Below are 17,234 nucleotides of genomic sequence, written 5' to 3' on the forward strand. Positions count from 1 at the left end.
CCGCTCTCGGTTTTACTAGCGGAAGTAAACCCCCTAGCACTGTTTCAAGTGCGGTTTTAGCCACTTGTTTACCTACTTCTACGCCTACTCTCCCGGACCGACATCCGAGTTTGGCTCTGACGACTTCTCGTCTGGATGGAGGTAATCGTAAACAGTTTTCGCGAGCATCGGCCCGAAACCAGCCACTTCTTCGATCTGCTCGACGCTGGCCTTCTTCAGCGCCGCAACGGAACCAAAGTGCTTGACCAACTCACTGCGGCGTGCTGGCCCCAGCCCCTTAATGCCATCAAGCACCGACGAGCGCATGCGTTTAGATCGCTGCTGACGGTGATAATTAATGGCAAAGCGGTGCGCCTCATCACGAATTCGCTGGATTAGGTACATCGCTTCCGAATTACGCGGCAGAATGAGCGGCTCATCATCGTCGGGAATCCACAGCTCTTCTAAGCGCTTGGCAATTCCCACCAACGTCACATCGGTGACCTCGAGTTCATCGAGGACCGCCTGTGCGGCTGCGACCTGCGGTGCACCACCGTCGACGATGAACAACTGTGGCGGGTAGGCAAACTTGCGGTTACTCCGCGACTGCTCATCGACGGCATCAGTCGTCTCTTCGACGAACATCTCGCTTGCATCATCGGGCATGGCGAGCTTGTCCTCGTTATGGCGCAGAAAACGACGGCGCACCACCTCAGCGATAGAACCGACGTCGTCCGAGCGACCGTCACCCGCTGCATCTTTGATTCGGTAGCGGCGGTAGTCGGACTTCTTGGGCAATCCATCCTCGAAGACCACCAACGAGGCCACCACATCGGTGCCCTGAATATGCGAGATGTCAGTGCACTCGATGCGCAGCGGCGCTTCATCCATAAATAGCGCGTCCTGGAGTTCGGAGAGAGCCTGCGATCGAGTAGTTAGATCTCCACTTCGCTTTAGCTTGTGCTGGCGTAGCGCTTCAGCTGCATTTTTCTGCACGGTCTCCATGAGCGTCCGCTTGTCACCGCGTTGTGGGACGCGAATATCTACATTGGTGCCACGAATATCGGCCAAAAATGCAGTAACCTCGTCAAGATCGTCGGGCGTGGCCTGAACGAGAATTTCGCGTGGCACAACCAGGGCGGCAGTGGTTGATTCATCGCCGTCGACATCCGCGTGCTTGGCGGCGTCGCCATAGAACTGTGTCAGGAACTGCGTTAGCAGCCCACCCAAGCTGGGGTCAGTTTCTCCCTCTCGAAACTCCGTAGTCGCGTACTCGCCGGACTTCTCCACTACCCAGCCGCGCTGACCGTAAATACGTCCCGCCCGAACATGGAAAATCTGCACGGCCGCTTCCAGTTCGTCGGTTGCTAGCGCAATAAAGTCGGCATCGGCGGCGTCGGAAAGCACGACTGACTGCCGCTCCATGACCTTGTCGATGGCAGCGAGGTTGTCGCGCAGACTAGCGGCGCGCTCGAAGTCTAACTCGCCGGCAGCTTCCTCCATTTCCTTCTTTAAGCGCCTCGTGACCGGGCCCGTATTTCCCGACATGAAGCTGGTAAAACCACGGACAATTTCGCGGTGTTCCTCGGCACTGACACGGCCGACACAAGGCGCCGAGCATTTGTCGATATAGCCGAGCAAACAGGGCCGCCCCAGGGCTTGCTGCCGGTTGAAGACTCCCTTTGAACAGGTGCGGGCTGGGAAAACTCGTGTAAGCAAGTCGAGCGTTTCTCGGATAGCCCACGCGTGTGAATAAGGCCCGAAATAACGCACGCCCTTCCGGCGCGGTCCTCGGTAGAGAAAGAGCCGCGGGTACAGCTCTCCAACGCTGACGGCCAACATCGGATACGACTTGTCGTCGCGGTACATCACGTTGAACCGCGGATTAAAGCGCTTGATCCAGGTGTACTCCAACTGCAGCGCTTCGACTTCATTGTGGACGACAGTCCACGTCACCTTCGAAGCGGACTGCACCATCTGGCGGGTGCGGGGATGAAGCCGAGTTAAGTCCTGGAAATAGTTAGACAAACGCGCACGGAGATTCTTCGCCTTGCCGACGTAGAGAACGCGCCCGGTTGAATCGAGAAAACGGTACACCCCCGGCTCCGTGGGAATGGTGCCGGGGGCGGGACGGTACTGAGAAGGGTCAGTCACTTACGGTGTCCTTAAAACGTGTCCTTGGGTTAGTCCTCCGGCATGAACTTGTCTTCAAGTTCACGGAACCGGCGGATGTCTTCCACGACGCGGCTGCCGTCGGCCGACTGGATCGCGAGCATCGGCACAAACTCAAAGTCAGGCAGCTCCAAGCGAGCCCAGCGGGACTTCTTTGGAAAACTCAGGCCGTAGATATCGACCCACGGGTAGAACTTCGCATTGAGCAGATTGCGGACTTCCACGCCCCTGGCATTGACGCGAACGCGAGCCCGAGTCAGTAGCAGAATCACCCCGGCGATGATCAAACCAATCATCGGGAAAGCCAGCTGGTCAATAATGGTCACCGAAGCTCCGGTGTTACCAAAGTCCACCACGATACCCATGAAGATATGGATAGCGAAAACCACAACTGCAGCGATAATCGCCCACAGACGCAGCTTTTGCGAGGTGATTTCCAACAGCCATTTGTCTTCGCTACCGGTGTCGACGGCAGTCGAATTGCTGTGGCGTTCGGAGTTACCCATTCTTACTCAGCTCCACCTTCACGAAGGGACTTCAACACTGCGACGGTATGCAGCGCTGCGGCCATGGCCTCGCGACCTTTATTCTCCGCGGCGCCCTCACCGCCGGCACGATCAATTGCCTGCTGTTCAGTGTTGCAGGTCAACACACCATTGCCAACTGGCGTTTCACAGTCCAGTGCGATCCGCGTCAGGCCCTCAGTCACCGAGTCGCAGACATAGTCGAAGTGCGGCGTACCACCGCGGATAACGCACCCCAGCGCCACCACGGCGTCGTGAGTTCGCGCGAGCTGTTGCACCACGACCGGAATCTCCAGAGCACCGACGACAGTCACATCCGTGACTACAGCGCCGACCTCCTCGGCCTGGGACAGCGCTTCACGACGAAGCTGCCCAGTAATCTCCTCGTTCCAGTGAGAGGTGACCAGACCGACGGTCACACCAGTGGAATCGGGAACGGAAATTTCAGGAAGACCTGCGCCACTCATCTACTGTGCTCCTTCTGTCGAAATGCCGTGGGTCTCCATGTACTCATCCAACCAAGGAAGTTCATGGCCCATGCGTTCGCGCTTTGTCAACAAGTATTTCAAGTTATCCTCGTTGACCTCAACTGGCACCGGGACTCGGCGGCTCATCTCCAACCCATATCCGCCTAGGCCGGCACGCTTGGTCGGATTGTTCGTCAGCAGCGCCATAGTGGTGACTCCAAGATTCTGCAGAATCTGTGCACCAGTGCCGTACTCACGTGCATCCGACGGCAAACCGAGCGCAAGATTGGCATCAACGGTGTCAGCGCCTTCATCTTGCAAGTGGTAGGCCTGCAGCTTCGGCATCAGACCAATGCCTCGGCCTTCGTGACCGCGCATGTAGAGGATGACGCCACGCCCCGCTTCGTGAACCATGCGCATGGAGTTGTGCAGCTGCTGACCGCAGTCGCAGCGGCGAGATCCCAGTGCGTCGCCAGTGAGGCATTCGGAGTGCACACGCACGAGGACGTCCTGACCATCGTTGGAAGACACATCCCCCACAACGAGAGCGACATGCTCAACACCGTCGATAAGGCTCCGGTACCCAATGGCACGGAACTCGCCGTAGTCGGTCGGCAGCTTGGTTTCGACAACGCGTTCAATCAAGTGCTCGTTGTGGCGACGGTATTCGATCAGCTGCTCAATGGAGATCAGCGCTAAATCGTGCTTGTCGCAGAAGCGACGCAGTTCCTCCGCGCGCGCCATACCGGTCGGGTCTTCCTCGGAGACAACCTCACACAGCACGCCAGCAGGACGAAGCCCTGCCAGGCGGGCGAGATCGACCGCAGCCTCGGTGTGGCCGGCACGGACGAGGACGCCACCATCGCGAGCTCGCAACGGGACCACGTGTCCTGGTCGGGTGAAATCGTGCGGGCTCGACGTGGGGTCAGCCAGAGTACGAATGGTGTTCGCACGATCTGTGGCGGAAATACCGGTCGTACCGGTGTTGGCATCCACGGTCACTGTGTATGCGGTACCGCGGGCATCCTCATTCTCTGACACCATCGGTGGCAAATTCAGACGCTCGCAGTCCTCGGCGGTCAGCGGCGCGCAGATGTAACCAGAGGAATAGCGAACCATAAAGGCAACAAGTTCAGGCGTTGCCTTCTCGGCGGCGAAGATGATGTCGCCCTCGTTCTCACGATCTTCATCGTCGACGACGACCACGGCCTTACCGGCTGCGATGTCCGCAATGGCCCGCTCTACAGAATCGAACTTAATCACAGTCTTGTAGCTTATCTTTCCAACATTTTCTCGACGTACTTGGCTAGCACATCGACTTCCAAATTGACCTTGGTGCCTACCGCGGTCGAACCAATAACGGAGTCCGTCAGCGTCGTCGGTATCAGGCTGACTTCAAAGAACCCCTCGCCTACTGCAGAGACGGTCAACGAAGTACCATCCACGGCAATTGAGCCCTTTTCCACAACATACTTGGAGAGATGCTCCGGCAGCGAAATCCGCACTACTTCCCAGCGCTCCCCTGGCGTGCGCGAAATAACCTCGCCGGTGCCATCGACATGTCCCTGCACGATATGGCCGCCGAGGCGTTGACCGACTGCGGTTGCACGTTCGAGGTTGACCTTGGAGCCGACCTCAACCTGGCCGAGGCTCGACCTATCCAGAGTCTCTTGCATGAGATCAGCGGTAAAGAAATCATCGCCAAACTCCACGACGGTCAAACAAACACCATTGACAGCAATGGAATCACCGTGGTGCACGTCGTCAAGCACGGTGGTCGCGCGAATGGTCAGAGTAATGGAATCGGCTTCGCGGTGGATTTCGCGAATTTCGCCGAGTTCCTCAACAATTCCCGTAAACATAGTGGTCAGGAAAATCCTTTACCGTTTGTTATAAATTGAAAGATTTTTACAAAATTAACTCTAGCCGGTCTACCCGCGATCTTTGCCACTGCGGAGTGCCGTAATCAAAATGTCATCCCCCAGAGTCTCGACCGCGACGGTGCGGAAACGGGAGATGTCAGTGATGGTGGTCTCATGATTGGCCGATGTCACCGGCAGACCAGCTCCGAGAAACGCCGGGGCAATGTAGGACTCAATCGCGTCGACAGCATCGGCTTCCAAGAAAGCGCTGGCGAGCCGTGGGCCGCCTTCTACCAGGACGTCAATAAGGCCCATATCCGCCATTGTCTCCAGCGCCACTTCCACATCGTGAGTGCGAATGTGGCGGAAGTTATCGCCGCAGATATTCGCATCGGCAGCAACCTCCGAGGTGCCAATCGCGATGCGCAGAGGTTGCGTTGACAGCTCCTCGCCGTCTGGTGTGCGCGCGGTCAATCGCGGATTGTCAGCGAGCACTGTTCCCGTTCCGACGACAATCGCTTGCCGACGTGCACGATCGATATGTACCCGTGCCCGCGCCTGCTCCCCCGTAATCCACTGCGAGGTGCGGTCGGTAGCGGCGGCGAAACCATCCAGCGTGCCCGCCGTCTTCAGCGTGATGTGTGGGCGCCGAGAGCGCTGCCAGTGTAACCATGGACGCAGATAGCCATCCGCCACACGATTGCGTTGGAACTCCTCGACCACGTCGATTCCCTTGTATCGCAACCACTCGCTGCCGCCAGCGGCCACGGGATTAGGATCGGCGACCGCAAATATGACGCGGGAAACACCGGCTGCCGCAAGTGCCTCGGTGCACGGTGGTGTACGGCCGATATGATTGCACGGCTCTAGTGTGACCACTGCAGTACCGCCCTGAGCTCGTGCCCCCGCCATTTCCAATGCCTGTGGCTCTGCGTGTCGCCCGCCTACAGGCTCAGTTCCGGCCACACCGACCGCAATCCCTGCGGTATCGAGGATGACGCAACCAATCGGTGGATTGGGATAGGTGGTGCCTCGAACTCGCTGACCGGCTTCTATGGCCAATGCCATAGCTTGGGCGTCAGTCAACGGCTGTGCGGAGACAAGATCCGGAAACTGTGCCACCGTGCTTCACCGCCGTCTACTTAGTTGCAGCAGCAGTTGCCAGTGCGCGCAGCTCATCGACAGCCGCCGCACGATCTTCAGTGCCGAAAACGGCCGACCCTGCAACGAAGGCGTCGCAACCAGCGGCGGCAGCGGATTCGATGGTCTTGGCGGAGATACCTCCGTCAATCTCGATCAGAGTATCCAGACCTTCGGCATCAATGCGCTGACGCAGCTTCTCGACCTTGGCTAGCTGATCCGGCATAAAGGACTGGCCCCCGAAACCGGGTTCGACACTCATGACCAGCACCTCGTCGAATTCGGCGAGGTGATCCAGCCACGGCTCAATTGGGGTACCCGGGCGCAGCGAGAACCCGGCCTTCACGCCCTGGGAACGAATGTGGCGTGCCAGTGCGATGGCATCGTCGGCGGCTTCCACATGGAAAATAACGGAGCTCGCCCCCGCCTTAATGTAGGTGTCGACCCACTTCTCCGGGTTCTCAATCATGAGATGGACATCCAAGTACTTGTCCGTCACCGCAGCTACGGCCTCCAGCACCGGAGCGCCGAAAGACAGGTTGGGAACGAAGTGGCCATCCATGACGTCGATATGTAGCCAATCTGCATTCGCTACAGCCTCAACCTCGCGGTCGAGGCGAGCGAAGTCAGCAGCGAGAATGGACGGGGCAATAATTGGTGCGCTCATAACCTCTGAGCCTAGTCGTTCTTGCGCAAAACTGAGAAGAACATCGCATCGGTACCGTGGCGGTGTGGCCACATCTGCACAGATGGATACGGTCCGACATCGGTCATCGGCGTTACCAGCTCGTGTGCCTTCAGCTCCGTCACCGGCAATTCCGTCACTGCCCTATCGACAATGCCCCTGGTTTCACGCAGATGCGGAGAACACGTGGAATAGACGATGATGCCACCCGGCCGTGCCAGACGCACAGCTTCACTGAGCAGTTCAAACTGCAGCGCAGTCAAGGAGTTCAGATCGGACGCCGACTTCCGCCAGCGCGCTTCCGGGCGACGGCGAAGCGAGCCCAAACCAGAGCACGGCGCGTCTACCAAAATGCGGTCAAAGCCTGCCTCCAGCCCGGTATCGCGACCATCCGCAACCGTTACAGTCACTGGCAGCCCGGCCGTGGCCTTCTTCACCAGTTCTGCGCGAGTCGCAGATACCTCAACAGCATCGAGCTTCGCGCCCTCAATAGCAGCGATGCCACCGATGAAAGCTGACTTACCACCGGGGCCGGAACACAGATCTAACCAGCGGCCGCTGTCTTCACCGGCAACGGGTGCCATGGTGACGGCACGCGCAATGAGCTGAGAACCCTCGTCCTGCACCGCAGCCAAGCCCTGTCGGACCGGCTCCAATTCTCCTGGGGCACCGGAATCCAAGCGCACGCAGTACGGCGACCACGGTCCCTCTTCACCGCCGGTAATCAGTGCCAATTCCTCAGCCGTAATCTCGCCCGGACGAGCGACCAAGTGCACCAACGGGCGCGCATCGTCGGCAGCGAGTGCCTGCTGCAGCTCACCGGCTTGTGCACCGAGTGCGCGGGCAAACTCCATCGCAATCCAGCGCGGGTGGGCATGCTTCATCGCTACGTAGCCAATCGGATCGGTCGCAGGATCCGGCGCAATCTCAGCCACCCATTCGTTTTCGGTCTTCGAGGAAACCTTCCTCAAAATGGCATTGACAAAGCCGCGCGCACCAGGTCCCGCCACCTTCGCCACTGCCCGCACCGAGGTATCGACCGCAGCGTAGGCGTCGACGCGCGTACGCAGCAGCTGGTACGTGCCCAGGCGCAACACATCCATCACCGGTCCAGCAATATCGCTTAACGGGCGTGACGACGATGCCTCAATCACGGCATCCAACAGGCCTTCCGCCCGCAGTGTGCCGTACGTCAGCTCCGTTGCAAAAGCAGCATCCCGACCCTTGAGCTTGTGTGCCTTCAGCAACTTGGGCAGCAGCAGGTTCGCGTAAGCATCATTCTCGCGAACGTCGGCTAGTACCTTCAGTGCGACCTTGCGCGGCTGGTCAATGCCACCGCGATTGTCCCCACCTCGGTTGTCACGGTTACGGTTGCGGTCATTGCGGTTCTGTCCGCTGCGGTTGCCGCGCTGCCGTCCGCCACCGTTGTGGCGGGGTTTGTCGTTGCCCATTTACTCGCAGACCTTTCCGCCGGGTTGGCTACCTCGCGCCCAGTCGGACGCATCCATCATCTTCTTACCCTGTGGCTGCACCTTCACCAGCTGCACATAGCCATCGGCACAACGCACAGATACTCGGTGCTTCTCCACTACCAACTCACCCGGTGTGGCGGCTGCCGCCTCCGGAGCAGCTGCCTTTCGCACCTCGTCGACCGCGGCGCTGTCCTCGTCGGAAAGCAGGGTGAGCTCTCCGACCTTCAAACGTGCACCGTCGAGAGTCGTCCACGCACCTGGGGCAGGCGTGAATGCACGAGCGCGGCGGTCAAGAAGATGTCGCGGCTGAGTCCAAACGATTCGGGCATCCTCCGGCCCGAACTTAGCGGCGTAGCTGACATCCTGTTCCGGCTGAGCGGTCGGACGCAACGCACCGGCTTCGATGCCGTCCATGGTGGCGGCTAGAAGATCCGCGCCGGAGTATGCCAGGCGGGTCAAAAGGTCGTCGGCATTATCGGTCGGGCGAATCGCTTCGGTGACGGTACCGAAAACTGGTCCGGTATCCAGACCCTTTTCAATCCGGAAAGTACTGGCACCCGTGACTTCATCGCCGGCGGCGATAGCTGCCTGCACCGGCGCGGCACCTCGCCAAGCAGGAAGTAGCGAGAAATGCAGATTGACCCAGCCGTGCGTCGGTACATCGAGCAATTCCTCCGGCACGAGATTGCCATAGGCGACCACCGGGATACAGTCGGCGTTTAGTTCGCGGATCTGCTGTTGGATTTCCTCATCTCGCAGGGTCGTCGGGGTGAGAACGGGAATGTCGTGTTCCAAGGCCAGCGCCTTCACCGGCGAGGGCGAAAGCGACTTGCCGCGGCCACGGCGGGCATCGGGGCGAGTGAGAACAGAGACGATGTCATGACGGGAGTCTTCGAGCAACTTCTTCAGGGCAACGACAGCAGGTTCCGGGGTTCCGGCAAAAATCAGGCGCACAGTAAGTGGATTCCTTCCTGGTGGACCTAGTTGTTCTAGTTAATCTAGTGATGAAACTCGGGGCGCCACACCCGGGGGCTAGGCGCAGGTGAGTTAACCGCGGTTGAGGAACCAGTCCTGCTCACGCAGAGAACGCATCGCGGTCTTGCGCTCGTCGCCCTCGAGACGCTTCAAAAACAGCACACCGTCCAGGTGGTCGCTTTCATGCTGCACGCAGCGAGCCAGCAAATCATCAGCTTCGAAGCTCACCGGTGTGCCGTGGCGATCCTGGCCTGTAACGCGCACACGCGCGTGTCGAGTCACGGGTCCATTAATACCCGGGATAGATAGGCATCCTTCGATTTCGTGGACAGTCTCGTCGCCGATGGCTTCCCATTCCGGATTGACGATGTGCCCGCGGGTGCCATTGCAGTCATAGACGAAAACGCGCTGGAGCACGCCGACCTGGTTTGCCGCGAGCCCGACGCCCTGTTGTTCGTCCATCGTGTCGAACATGTCATCAATCAGGTGCGACAGCGTCGCGTCGAAATCAGTGACGGTATCCGCCTTGGACAGCAACACCGGATCGCCGAAAAGACGTACCTCACGAACTGCCATGAACTTAGAGCCTCCAAGAAAACTGGTGTGAATCAAGCGATAACGCGCTCATTCTAGCAGCTAGCCGAAATTAATCGGATCGACGACAACGCGCACCGGCGTCGGGTCCTTCCTGGTCGCTCGAACGACCTGTGCTGCCTTCAACGCCGCTCCCACCGCCCGTGCTTGCCGACGGTCACAGCGCACCAACATCCGCTGAATAGGTGTACCCGGTTCCACGCCTGCTGGTGGTCTGGCGTTGCGGGGAAGGTCTACCGGCCCCAGGATTTCCGCGCCCGATGGAACCTCCAGGGACTCCATGAAGTTACGCAGGCCCTCTTCAGTCCCGTCCACCGCTGCCACGTGAAAGGCCGGAGGCAGAGTGGCGGCTGTACGGTCGGCCAATTCCCTGTTCGCAGCGCCTACCGCGTCCCATGCCAGAAGATCGGCCACAGTCGGGACTGCAGCATCCGCATCGATAACCACTGCCCCTCCTCGCTCCCGCGGTCGCGCAAGCGTGACAGCTCGAGACCAATGCGCATAGGCCTCTTCATGAGCGCGCAAGTCCTGCCGGCCGAGCATCGCCCAAGTGTCCAGCAGCATCACTGCACCGTAGCCCTCCGGCGCATAAGGCTCGGCTCCCGGCGTGGCCACCACGACCCTCGGGCCTTCGGGAATGTCGTCAACAATCCGTTCGCCAGAGGAAGCGACGACTGGGAATGGACTGAAAATACGACCAAACTCTTCCGCCGTACGTTCACTGCCGACCACGACTGGCCGAATCTTGGTGGAACCGCAGCTATGGCAACGGTGGTGGATGTCGATGCGGCCACACCACCGACAGGTCGGCGGCGCCGGATCGTCCGGGTTATCGGACGGTGGAATTCCCAGTGGACCGTTACACCAGCGACAGCGCGCAGGAGCACCACAGGAACGACACGACAATGTCGGTACATATCCCTTGCGGGGTACCTGGACCAGAATCGGAAGCTCTTCGCGCAGCGCGGCTTTTGCCCGTCGAAAAGCGATGGCAGGAAGGCGTCCCCTACTGACGTCATCCGGGTCTTCGGAAGTGTCCGTGGAGGCAATCATCTCCGGCATGAATTCAGCCAGGGCGTCGGCGCCTGCAACCAGATTGTGCGCCCAACCTGAGGAGACCAGCAGCTGCACCTCTGCTGTACGGCTATACGATGCAAAAATAAGAGCGCATCCCTCCTGCGCACTTCGCGTGACCAGCACCTCGCGAGAGTGGACGTAGGGTGCGCGGGGGTCTACGAGGTTGTCATCGCCATCATCGACAATCACTGCTAAACGCAGATTCTGCACTGGGGCGTACGCTGCCGAACGCGTGCCGACGACTATGCGCCCCTGGCCGTGCAGGATATCCAGGTAGCGGCGATAGCGGGACTCGGGACCGAGACCAGCCCCGAGAAGAGTGAGCTGACGGGCAGAAATGAGCTCGCGAAAAGCGCTCTCGAAGCGTGCCTGCGTGCGTGCGTCCGGCACAATGATGAGAACACCGCCACCATCGCGGGCGACCGAAACGCTGAGCGCGGCGAGCATGGCTGCCACCTGTTCCCCTGGAACTGGCTGCCACGCTGCGCGTGCCGGGGCGCCCTTGCGGACGGAATCGACAAAGGATTCGCCGAAGACATAGTTGCCCCACGCGGAAAGGTCCGGATCCTCGGTGGCAAGCTTTCCCAATTCCTCCCACGTTGGGGGCATCTTCTCCTTGCGGGCACGTTCGGCCCGTGCATGACGGGTTGGGATGGCGGATCGAATGATGTTTGAGCGTGTTGCGCCGTAATACTCCGCCAGAGAATCCACCAACCGTCGAAGCTGTGGCGGATAGACAACCTCAGAGCTGATGACATCCTTGAGATAGGACAGTTTGCCGTCGTGAGTGGGCGTGGCACAGCGCTCCAGTACCAGCGCATTGACCAATTGGCCGTGGAAGCGAATCCGCACGCGGCAACCGACAACCGCTTCCTCCGCTAGCGCGCGCGGAACCAGGTAATCGAAGGGGCGATCCAACTGCGGCAGCCCCAAAAGTGGAAGCACCCGCGCGACTGGCAGCTTCTCAGCTGCGGCGGCGGGTGCGAAGGGGGCGTCGGTCATAGAGTCTTACTCTACTTCCCCACCCCAGGGTCATGCTGGCGGGTGGTGTTTATCCCAGGCCAGCGGCTGCGCGGAGCTCTTCAACACGGTTGAGTTGCTCCCACGGCAGGTCCAAGTCAGTTCGGCCAAAGTGACCGTAGGTGGAGGTCTGCGCATAAATCGGGCGCAGCAAGTCCAGGTCACGAATAATAGCGGCCGGACGAAGGTCGAAGACCTTGTTGATAGCCTCGCGGATGGCGTCGTCCGAAACGTGACCGGTGCCGAAAGAGTCGACGTAAAGGCCTACCGGGCGAGCGCGGCCGATAGCGTAGGCGACCTGAATCTCCAGGCGGTCAGCCAGACCTGCGGCCACGGCATTCTTCGCAACCCAACGGGTGGCATAGGCGCCGGAGCGGTCCACCTTTGACGGGTCCTTACCCGAGAATGCGCCGCCACCGTGACGAGCCATACCGCCATAAGTGTCGACGATAATCTTGCGGCCGGTCAGGCCGGCATCGCCCATCGGGCCACCGATAATAAACTGGCCAGACGGGTTGACCAGCAGATTCAATTCATCGGTAACAAAGCGCTCGCGCAAGTTAGCGTCGTCGAGCACCCAATCGACTACGTGAGTCTTAATCTGCTCGGTAATCCACTCCTGGGTCACATCCGGGTCGTGCTGCGTGGACACCACTACGGTGTCCAAGTACACCGGGTTATTGTCTTCGTCGTAAGCGAAGGTGACCTGAGTCTTACCATCCGGTCGAAGCGATGGGACGATGCCTTCCTTGCGTACCTGCGTCAAGCGGCGAGCCAGACGGTGCGCCAGTGCAATCGGTAGCGGCATGTACTCCGGAGTTTCGTTGGTAGCGTAGCCGAACATCAGCCCCTGGTCGCCAGCGCCCTTGAGATCTTCTGCTTCGACTTCGCCACCAGAGCTGCGTGCTTCCAGAGAAGTGTGCACACCGTCGTGGATGTCTGAAGATTGCTCACCGATCGAAATGGAGACGCCACAGGTCTTGCCGTCAAAGCCCTTTTCAGAAGAATCGAAACCGATCTCCTTCAGTCGACTCCGGACAATTCCAGGGATGTCAACGTAGCTCTTCGTGCGAACCTCGCCAACAACATGGACTAAACCGGTAGTCACCACAGTCTCAACGGCGACCATCGATGCAGAATCCTGCGCGAGCATAGCGTCAAGGATGGAGTCCGAAATCGAGTCGCAAATCTTATCTGGGTGCCCCTCGGTAACAGATTCACTGGAAAACAGCCGAAGATTAGAGGCCACGAGCAGTACAACTTTCTTCTAGATCATTTCCCCAGCCCTGCGATGTCGCTGCGGCGTGGGTTTTCGTTTGATTCGATAATTATAGACCAAGCGGTTCAGTCGCCGTAGTAGGCACCGGCTACTCCGCTGGCTGAGGTTCCTGTCGCAGCTCGGAGACTGCATCCAAAATCGAACCGGCTACCGAGAACTTTGAGCCTCGCGGCACGTCCCACTGCTCGCCATCGAGAGACAGCAACCATCCGACATTGTCCGTCGCACCGAAAGTTTGCCCACCTGAGACGTCGTTACACATGAGCAAATCGCAGCCCTTGCGCACAATTTTCTGCTTCGCAAGCTCGAGTGGCGTCGTCGTCTCGTCGCCGGTCTCAGCCGCAAAGCCCACCATCGTCGTGGTTGCCGGAATCTCGCCCGCTTTACGCCGCTCCACAGTGGTAGCCAGAATGTCAGGGTTTTCTACGAGCTGGATGTTGCTCAAAGCGTCGTCTGCGACGCCCTTCTTCATCTTGGCCCCAGCGGTCGATGCCGGACGGAAGTCGGCGACGGCAGCGGCAAAAATGCAGACATCGGCCAACTTGGAGTGTTCGTGGGCGGCCTTGGCCATCTCCAAAGTGGAATCAACCTTTACAACATTCGCGCCCAGCGGTGTCGGCAACTGATCTGTATGTCCTGCCACCACAGTGACCTGAGCGCCACGCTGTGCTGCCATCTCAGCTAGCGCGAAGCCCTGACGCCCTGAGGAGTGGTTGCCGATAAAACGTACCGGGTCGATAGCCTCACGGGTGCCACCGGCAGTAATCATGAAGCGCACGCCCTCGAAGTCGCGGCGGAAGTGGCGCGGATTCTCGACTGCCGCTAATGCCAGCGAAACTATCTGCTCTGGCTCCGGCAGACGACCTGGACCAGTGTCCTTACCAGTCAAACGGCCATGGGCCGGATCGAGGACAATAGTGCCATGGCGACGAAGAATCGCGACATTATCGCGCGTAGCTGGATGGTTCCACATCTCAGTGTGCATGGCAGGAGCCAGAACCACCGGGCAGGTCGCCACAAGCAAAGTTGCGGTGAGAAGGTCGTCGGCACGCCCGTGTGCGGCACGCGCCATAAAGTCGGCAGTCGCGGGAACCACGACGACGAGGTCGGCCTCCTGCCCCACGCGGACATGCTGAACTTCATCGACTGCGTCAAAAACCGTAGTCGACACCGGGTTCCCCGACAGCGCCTCGAAAGTAGCCGCACCTACAAAATTCAATGCGGACTCGGTGGGAACGACGCGAACATCGTGACCGAGTTCCTTGAAGCCACGAACAACGTGTGCGGCCTTATATGCAGCGATGCCGCCGGCAACCCCGACGACAACCTTTAAACATTCGGATACGTCAGCATTACCGGCGGCATGCATACAGATATCTCCCCTTAAGGAAATGCTCTAGCCCTCAGTGTGGTCCAGCAGACCAGCGTTGATTTCACGAAGAGCGATGGACAGAGGCTTCTCAGCGACCCCCGGAGTAACCAGCGGGCCAACGTACTCCAGCATGCCTTCGTCAATCTGCTGGTAGTAGTCATTAATCTGGCGTGCACGCTTGGCAGCGAAGATAGCCAGAGCGTACTTCGAAGAAGCCTTACCAAGCAGCTCATCGATCGGCGGATTGGTAATACCAATTGGCGGGTCGAACACTGCCTCGGTGGCGGTATTTTCCTGGGTCACGAGAAATCTTTCCTCAATAGAACGTGAGTTACTGGGGTGACAATAGAAACCGTCGGAGCAATAGAAACACCATTGCTTGGAAACGATTTCTACTATCGATGATGTGGAGTCGCCCTGTTACTTGCCAGTAGTCAGCGCCCGAGCGATGGCCGCCACAGCATCATCGACATTGTCGTTGACAACAACCTCATCGAATTCGTGCTGAGCATCCATTTCCACTCGCGCGGTTTCCAGGCGACGCTTGACTTGCGCCTCGGTTTCCGTGCCACGACCAGTGAGCCTGCTGACGAGAATCTCCCAGCTTGGCGGAGCCAAGAACAGCAGGTGAGCATTCGGCGCTACCTTACGGATGGAGCGGGCTCCCGCCAGATCCACCTCAACGAGTACCGGACGTCCCTCGGCGAGAGCTTTATCCACCGGGCCACGCGGCGTTCCAGAACGCTGCAGACCACCGTGGATTTCAGCCCACTCGAGCATCTCTCCTGCATCAATATGCTGTTGGAACTTCTCCGGGGTCACGAAGAAATAGTCGCGGCCATCGACCTCACCCGGCCGTGCGGCGCGGGTGGTCATGGAAACGCTGAAGTACAGTCCGGGAACCTCGGCACGGAGCCGACTGACAACAGTGGATTTTCCCACACCGGCAGGGCCGGCAAGGACTACCAGCTGACCGTTTTCATTCCCGGCCACTGCGACTAGTCCTCCACTGCGTAGCCGAAGCGCTCCAGCAGAGCGCGACGCTGACGGTCACCCAGGCCACGCAGGCGGCGGGTCTGAGCAATCTCCAGGTCATTCATGATGTCCTGTGCCTTGACCTTGCCGACCTTCGGCAGAGCCTCGAGCAGAGCGGAGACTTTCATCTTGCCGATGATCTCGTTCTCGTCAGCCTGCTTGAGAACCTCTGGCAGGTCGATAGCGCCACGCTTCAGCTTGTCCTTGAGCTCTGCGCGTACCTTGCGGGCCTGAGCTGCCTTCTCGAGTGCTGCTGCACGCTGCTCCGGGGTCAACTGCGGAAGGGCCACGTGTTCCTCCGTAAAAATAGATTGGTTAGCTTCTTATTTACTTGCACGAGCCTCGCGTCCACCAAGGGCAGGCAACGACACCGTGCTTAACGATTGGAGACCGTACCGCACTTACCGGTTGTTGAGGCAAATGCTGACGGGGTGTCGATAAAAATGACACCAGGGCTTTATCCGCCCCACCTTTCGGTCGTGGTCAACCAACTCCGGCGATTGTAGCACCGTTTGCCCAGGAGAATGGAAATTGACCACGGTTTTTGTACGAAATCTCCCAGGAATCGTCACAGTAACTTGCCTATACCTACTCCGCCGCCACCTGAGGCTCATTAGGATAATCTCGGCAGCTAGGTACGGAAGAAGCCCGCAGGGGCAACTGTTCTATGAGGTGCGCCCTGCGGGCCTCTGCCAAATCGTCGATTCGCTGCTAACTCTCGGATAGGAACGGAGCCGCAGCTTCAATAGTTGCGCGCCGCAGCGCAGCAGGATCAGACCCAGCGGAGAGAATTGCACGCGAAATATTTGGCAGTGCAAGCCCCTTGGATTCCCCTGCCAGACGATCTACATCGGCCGGGGTTCCACCCTGAGCTCCCACACCGGGCATGAGAATGGGACCGCGCAGGTCACTGAGCACCGGGGCGTCGTCAAGCGTTGCGCCAACAACAACGCCGATGCTGCCCGCCTTTGCACCAGCGTCAATCTGGCGGGCATTAATAGCGGCTGCCTGGTTGACCATGGTCTGAGCCAGACTCTCACCCGAAACCGTCGCCTTCTGTACGGACGCACCTTCCGGATTGGACGTTGCGGCCAGCACGAACAGGCCGCGTCCGTTCTCCAACGCCAACGAAACCGCCGGATCAAGAGCACCGAACCCAAGGTACGGAGATACCGTCAGTGCGTCGGCGGCTAGCGGCGAGCTATCCGACAGCCAGGCATCAGCGTATGCAGCCATCGTCGAACCGATATCGCCCCGCTTGGCATCTGCAATCGACAGCGCACCGGCGTCCTTCAGATCTGCCAACGTCCGCTCCAGGACGGCAAAGCCCTTGGAACCGTAGGCTTCAAAGAACGCCACCTGGGGCTTGACGACGGCAACGATGTCACCGAACGCCTCGACGCATGTGGCGGCAAAACGCTCTAGACCGTCAGCCGAATGCGGCAACTGCCAGGCATCCAGCAGCCCCGGGTGCGGGTCGATGCCCACGCAGAGCCGACCGCGCTCGGCGACAACCTCGCTGAGGCGATCGCCGAAACCTTTGACTGTCCGCACTGCGGAACCTTCAGCCTTCGCGGTCAT

17 protein-coding genes are annotated in these 17,234 nt (G+C 59.3%); all 17 read right to left on the reverse strand.

Translation table 11 applies throughout. The annotated features are described in order from the left end of the window. Positions 1 to 84: 84 nt before the first annotated feature. The 17 genes from uvrC to pyrF all read right to left on the reverse strand — a co-directional run bounded on the left by uvrC (position 85) and on the right by pyrF (position 17,234). The gene (gene uvrC, locus HMPREF2751_RS02020) at positions 85 to 2,133 is read right to left on the reverse strand and encodes an excinuclease ABC subunit UvrC (RefSeq protein WP_070595259.1); all 2,049 of its coding nucleotides are present in this window, start codon (positions 2,131 to 2,133) and stop codon (positions 85 to 87) included. A 29-nt stretch (positions 2,134 to 2,162) separates the two neighbouring features. After that, positions 2,163 to 2,657 carry a PH domain-containing protein gene (locus HMPREF2751_RS02025; protein ID WP_069358696.1) on the reverse strand — a complete coding sequence of 165 codons (495 nt, stop codon included), beginning with the start codon at positions 2,655 to 2,657 and terminating at the stop codon, positions 2,163 to 2,165. A 2-nt stretch (positions 2,658 to 2,659) separates the two neighbouring features. Further along, complete coding sequence (gene ribH, locus HMPREF2751_RS02030; RefSeq protein ID WP_016422726.1) at positions 2,660 to 3,142, reverse strand: 6,7-dimethyl-8-ribityllumazine synthase; 483 nt, start codon at positions 3,140 to 3,142, stop codon at positions 2,660 to 2,662. After that, complete coding sequence (locus HMPREF2751_RS02035) at positions 3,143 to 4,405, reverse strand: bifunctional 3,4-dihydroxy-2-butanone-4-phosphate synthase/GTP cyclohydrolase II (RefSeq protein ID WP_070595261.1); 1,263 nt, start codon at positions 4,403 to 4,405, stop codon at positions 3,143 to 3,145. Between the two features lie 11 nt (positions 4,406 to 4,416). Then, the gene (locus tag HMPREF2751_RS02040; protein WP_070595262.1) at positions 4,417 to 5,004 is read right to left on the reverse strand and encodes a riboflavin synthase; all 588 of its coding nucleotides are present in this window, start codon (positions 5,002 to 5,004) and stop codon (positions 4,417 to 4,419) included. Positions 5,005 to 5,073: 69 nt separating this feature from the next. Further along, a complete protein-coding gene (gene ribD, locus HMPREF2751_RS02045; protein ID WP_070595264.1) occupies positions 5,074 to 6,126 on the reverse strand; it encodes a bifunctional diaminohydroxyphosphoribosylaminopyrimidine deaminase/5-amino-6-(5-phosphoribosylamino)uracil reductase RibD in 1,053 nt (350 codons plus the stop codon). Positions 6,127 to 6,142: 16 nt separating this feature from the next. After that, the gene (rpe, locus tag HMPREF2751_RS02050; protein WP_070595266.1) at positions 6,143 to 6,811 is read right to left on the reverse strand and encodes a ribulose-phosphate 3-epimerase; all 669 of its coding nucleotides are present in this window, start codon (positions 6,809 to 6,811) and stop codon (positions 6,143 to 6,145) included. 11 nt (positions 6,812 to 6,822) lie between these two features. After that, entirely contained in the window at positions 6,823 to 8,280 is a 1,458-nt protein-coding gene (locus HMPREF2751_RS02055) for an RsmB/NOP family class I SAM-dependent RNA methyltransferase (protein ID WP_070595268.1), read from the reverse strand. Beyond that, a complete protein-coding gene (gene fmt / locus HMPREF2751_RS02060) occupies positions 8,281 to 9,255 on the reverse strand; it encodes a methionyl-tRNA formyltransferase (RefSeq protein WP_070595270.1) in 975 nt (324 codons plus the stop codon). Positions 9,256 to 9,348: 93 nt separating this feature from the next. Then, positions 9,349 to 9,852 carry a peptide deformylase gene (gene def / locus HMPREF2751_RS02065; protein WP_016422719.1) on the reverse strand — a complete coding sequence of 168 codons (504 nt, stop codon included), beginning with the start codon at positions 9,850 to 9,852 and terminating at the stop codon, positions 9,349 to 9,351. 60 nt (positions 9,853 to 9,912) lie between these two features. Then, the gene (locus HMPREF2751_RS02070; RefSeq protein ID WP_070595272.1) at positions 9,913 to 11,949 is read right to left on the reverse strand and encodes a primosomal protein N'; all 2,037 of its coding nucleotides are present in this window, start codon (positions 11,947 to 11,949) and stop codon (positions 9,913 to 9,915) included. Between the two features lie 49 nt (positions 11,950 to 11,998). Further along, positions 11,999 to 13,216: a methionine adenosyltransferase gene (gene metK / locus HMPREF2751_RS02075; protein WP_070595274.1), complete on the reverse strand. Its 1,218-nt coding sequence runs from the start codon at positions 13,214 to 13,216 to the stop codon at positions 11,999 to 12,001. A 118-nt stretch (positions 13,217 to 13,334) separates the two neighbouring features. Further along, the gene (gene coaBC / locus HMPREF2751_RS02080) at positions 13,335 to 14,615 is read right to left on the reverse strand and encodes a bifunctional phosphopantothenoylcysteine decarboxylase/phosphopantothenate--cysteine ligase CoaBC (RefSeq protein ID WP_070547083.1); all 1,281 of its coding nucleotides are present in this window, start codon (positions 14,613 to 14,615) and stop codon (positions 13,335 to 13,337) included. Positions 14,616 to 14,642: 27 nt separating this feature from the next. Beyond that, a complete protein-coding gene (rpoZ, locus tag HMPREF2751_RS02085; protein ID WP_005510796.1) occupies positions 14,643 to 14,921 on the reverse strand; it encodes a DNA-directed RNA polymerase subunit omega in 279 nt (92 codons plus the stop codon). Between the two features lie 117 nt (positions 14,922 to 15,038). Continuing rightward, a complete protein-coding gene (gene gmk, locus HMPREF2751_RS02090; RefSeq protein ID WP_016422715.1) occupies positions 15,039 to 15,611 on the reverse strand; it encodes a guanylate kinase in 573 nt (190 codons plus the stop codon). A gap of 5 nt (positions 15,612 to 15,616) precedes the next feature. Next, positions 15,617 to 15,943 (reverse strand): integration host factor, actinobacterial type, encoded by a 327-nt coding sequence (gene mihF / locus HMPREF2751_RS02095; protein ID WP_016422714.1) that lies wholly within the window; start codon positions 15,941 to 15,943, stop codon positions 15,617 to 15,619. 421 nt (positions 15,944 to 16,364) lie between these two features. Continuing rightward, complete coding sequence (gene pyrF / locus HMPREF2751_RS02100) at positions 16,365 to 17,234, reverse strand: orotidine-5'-phosphate decarboxylase (RefSeq protein WP_070595277.1); 870 nt, start codon at positions 17,232 to 17,234, stop codon at positions 16,365 to 16,367.

The sequence above is a fragment of the Corynebacterium sp. HMSC063G05 genome, assembly GCF_001810555.1.
In the GTDB taxonomy this organism is placed as follows: Bacteria; Actinomycetota; Actinomycetes; order Mycobacteriales; family Mycobacteriaceae; genus Corynebacterium; species Corynebacterium jeikeium_D.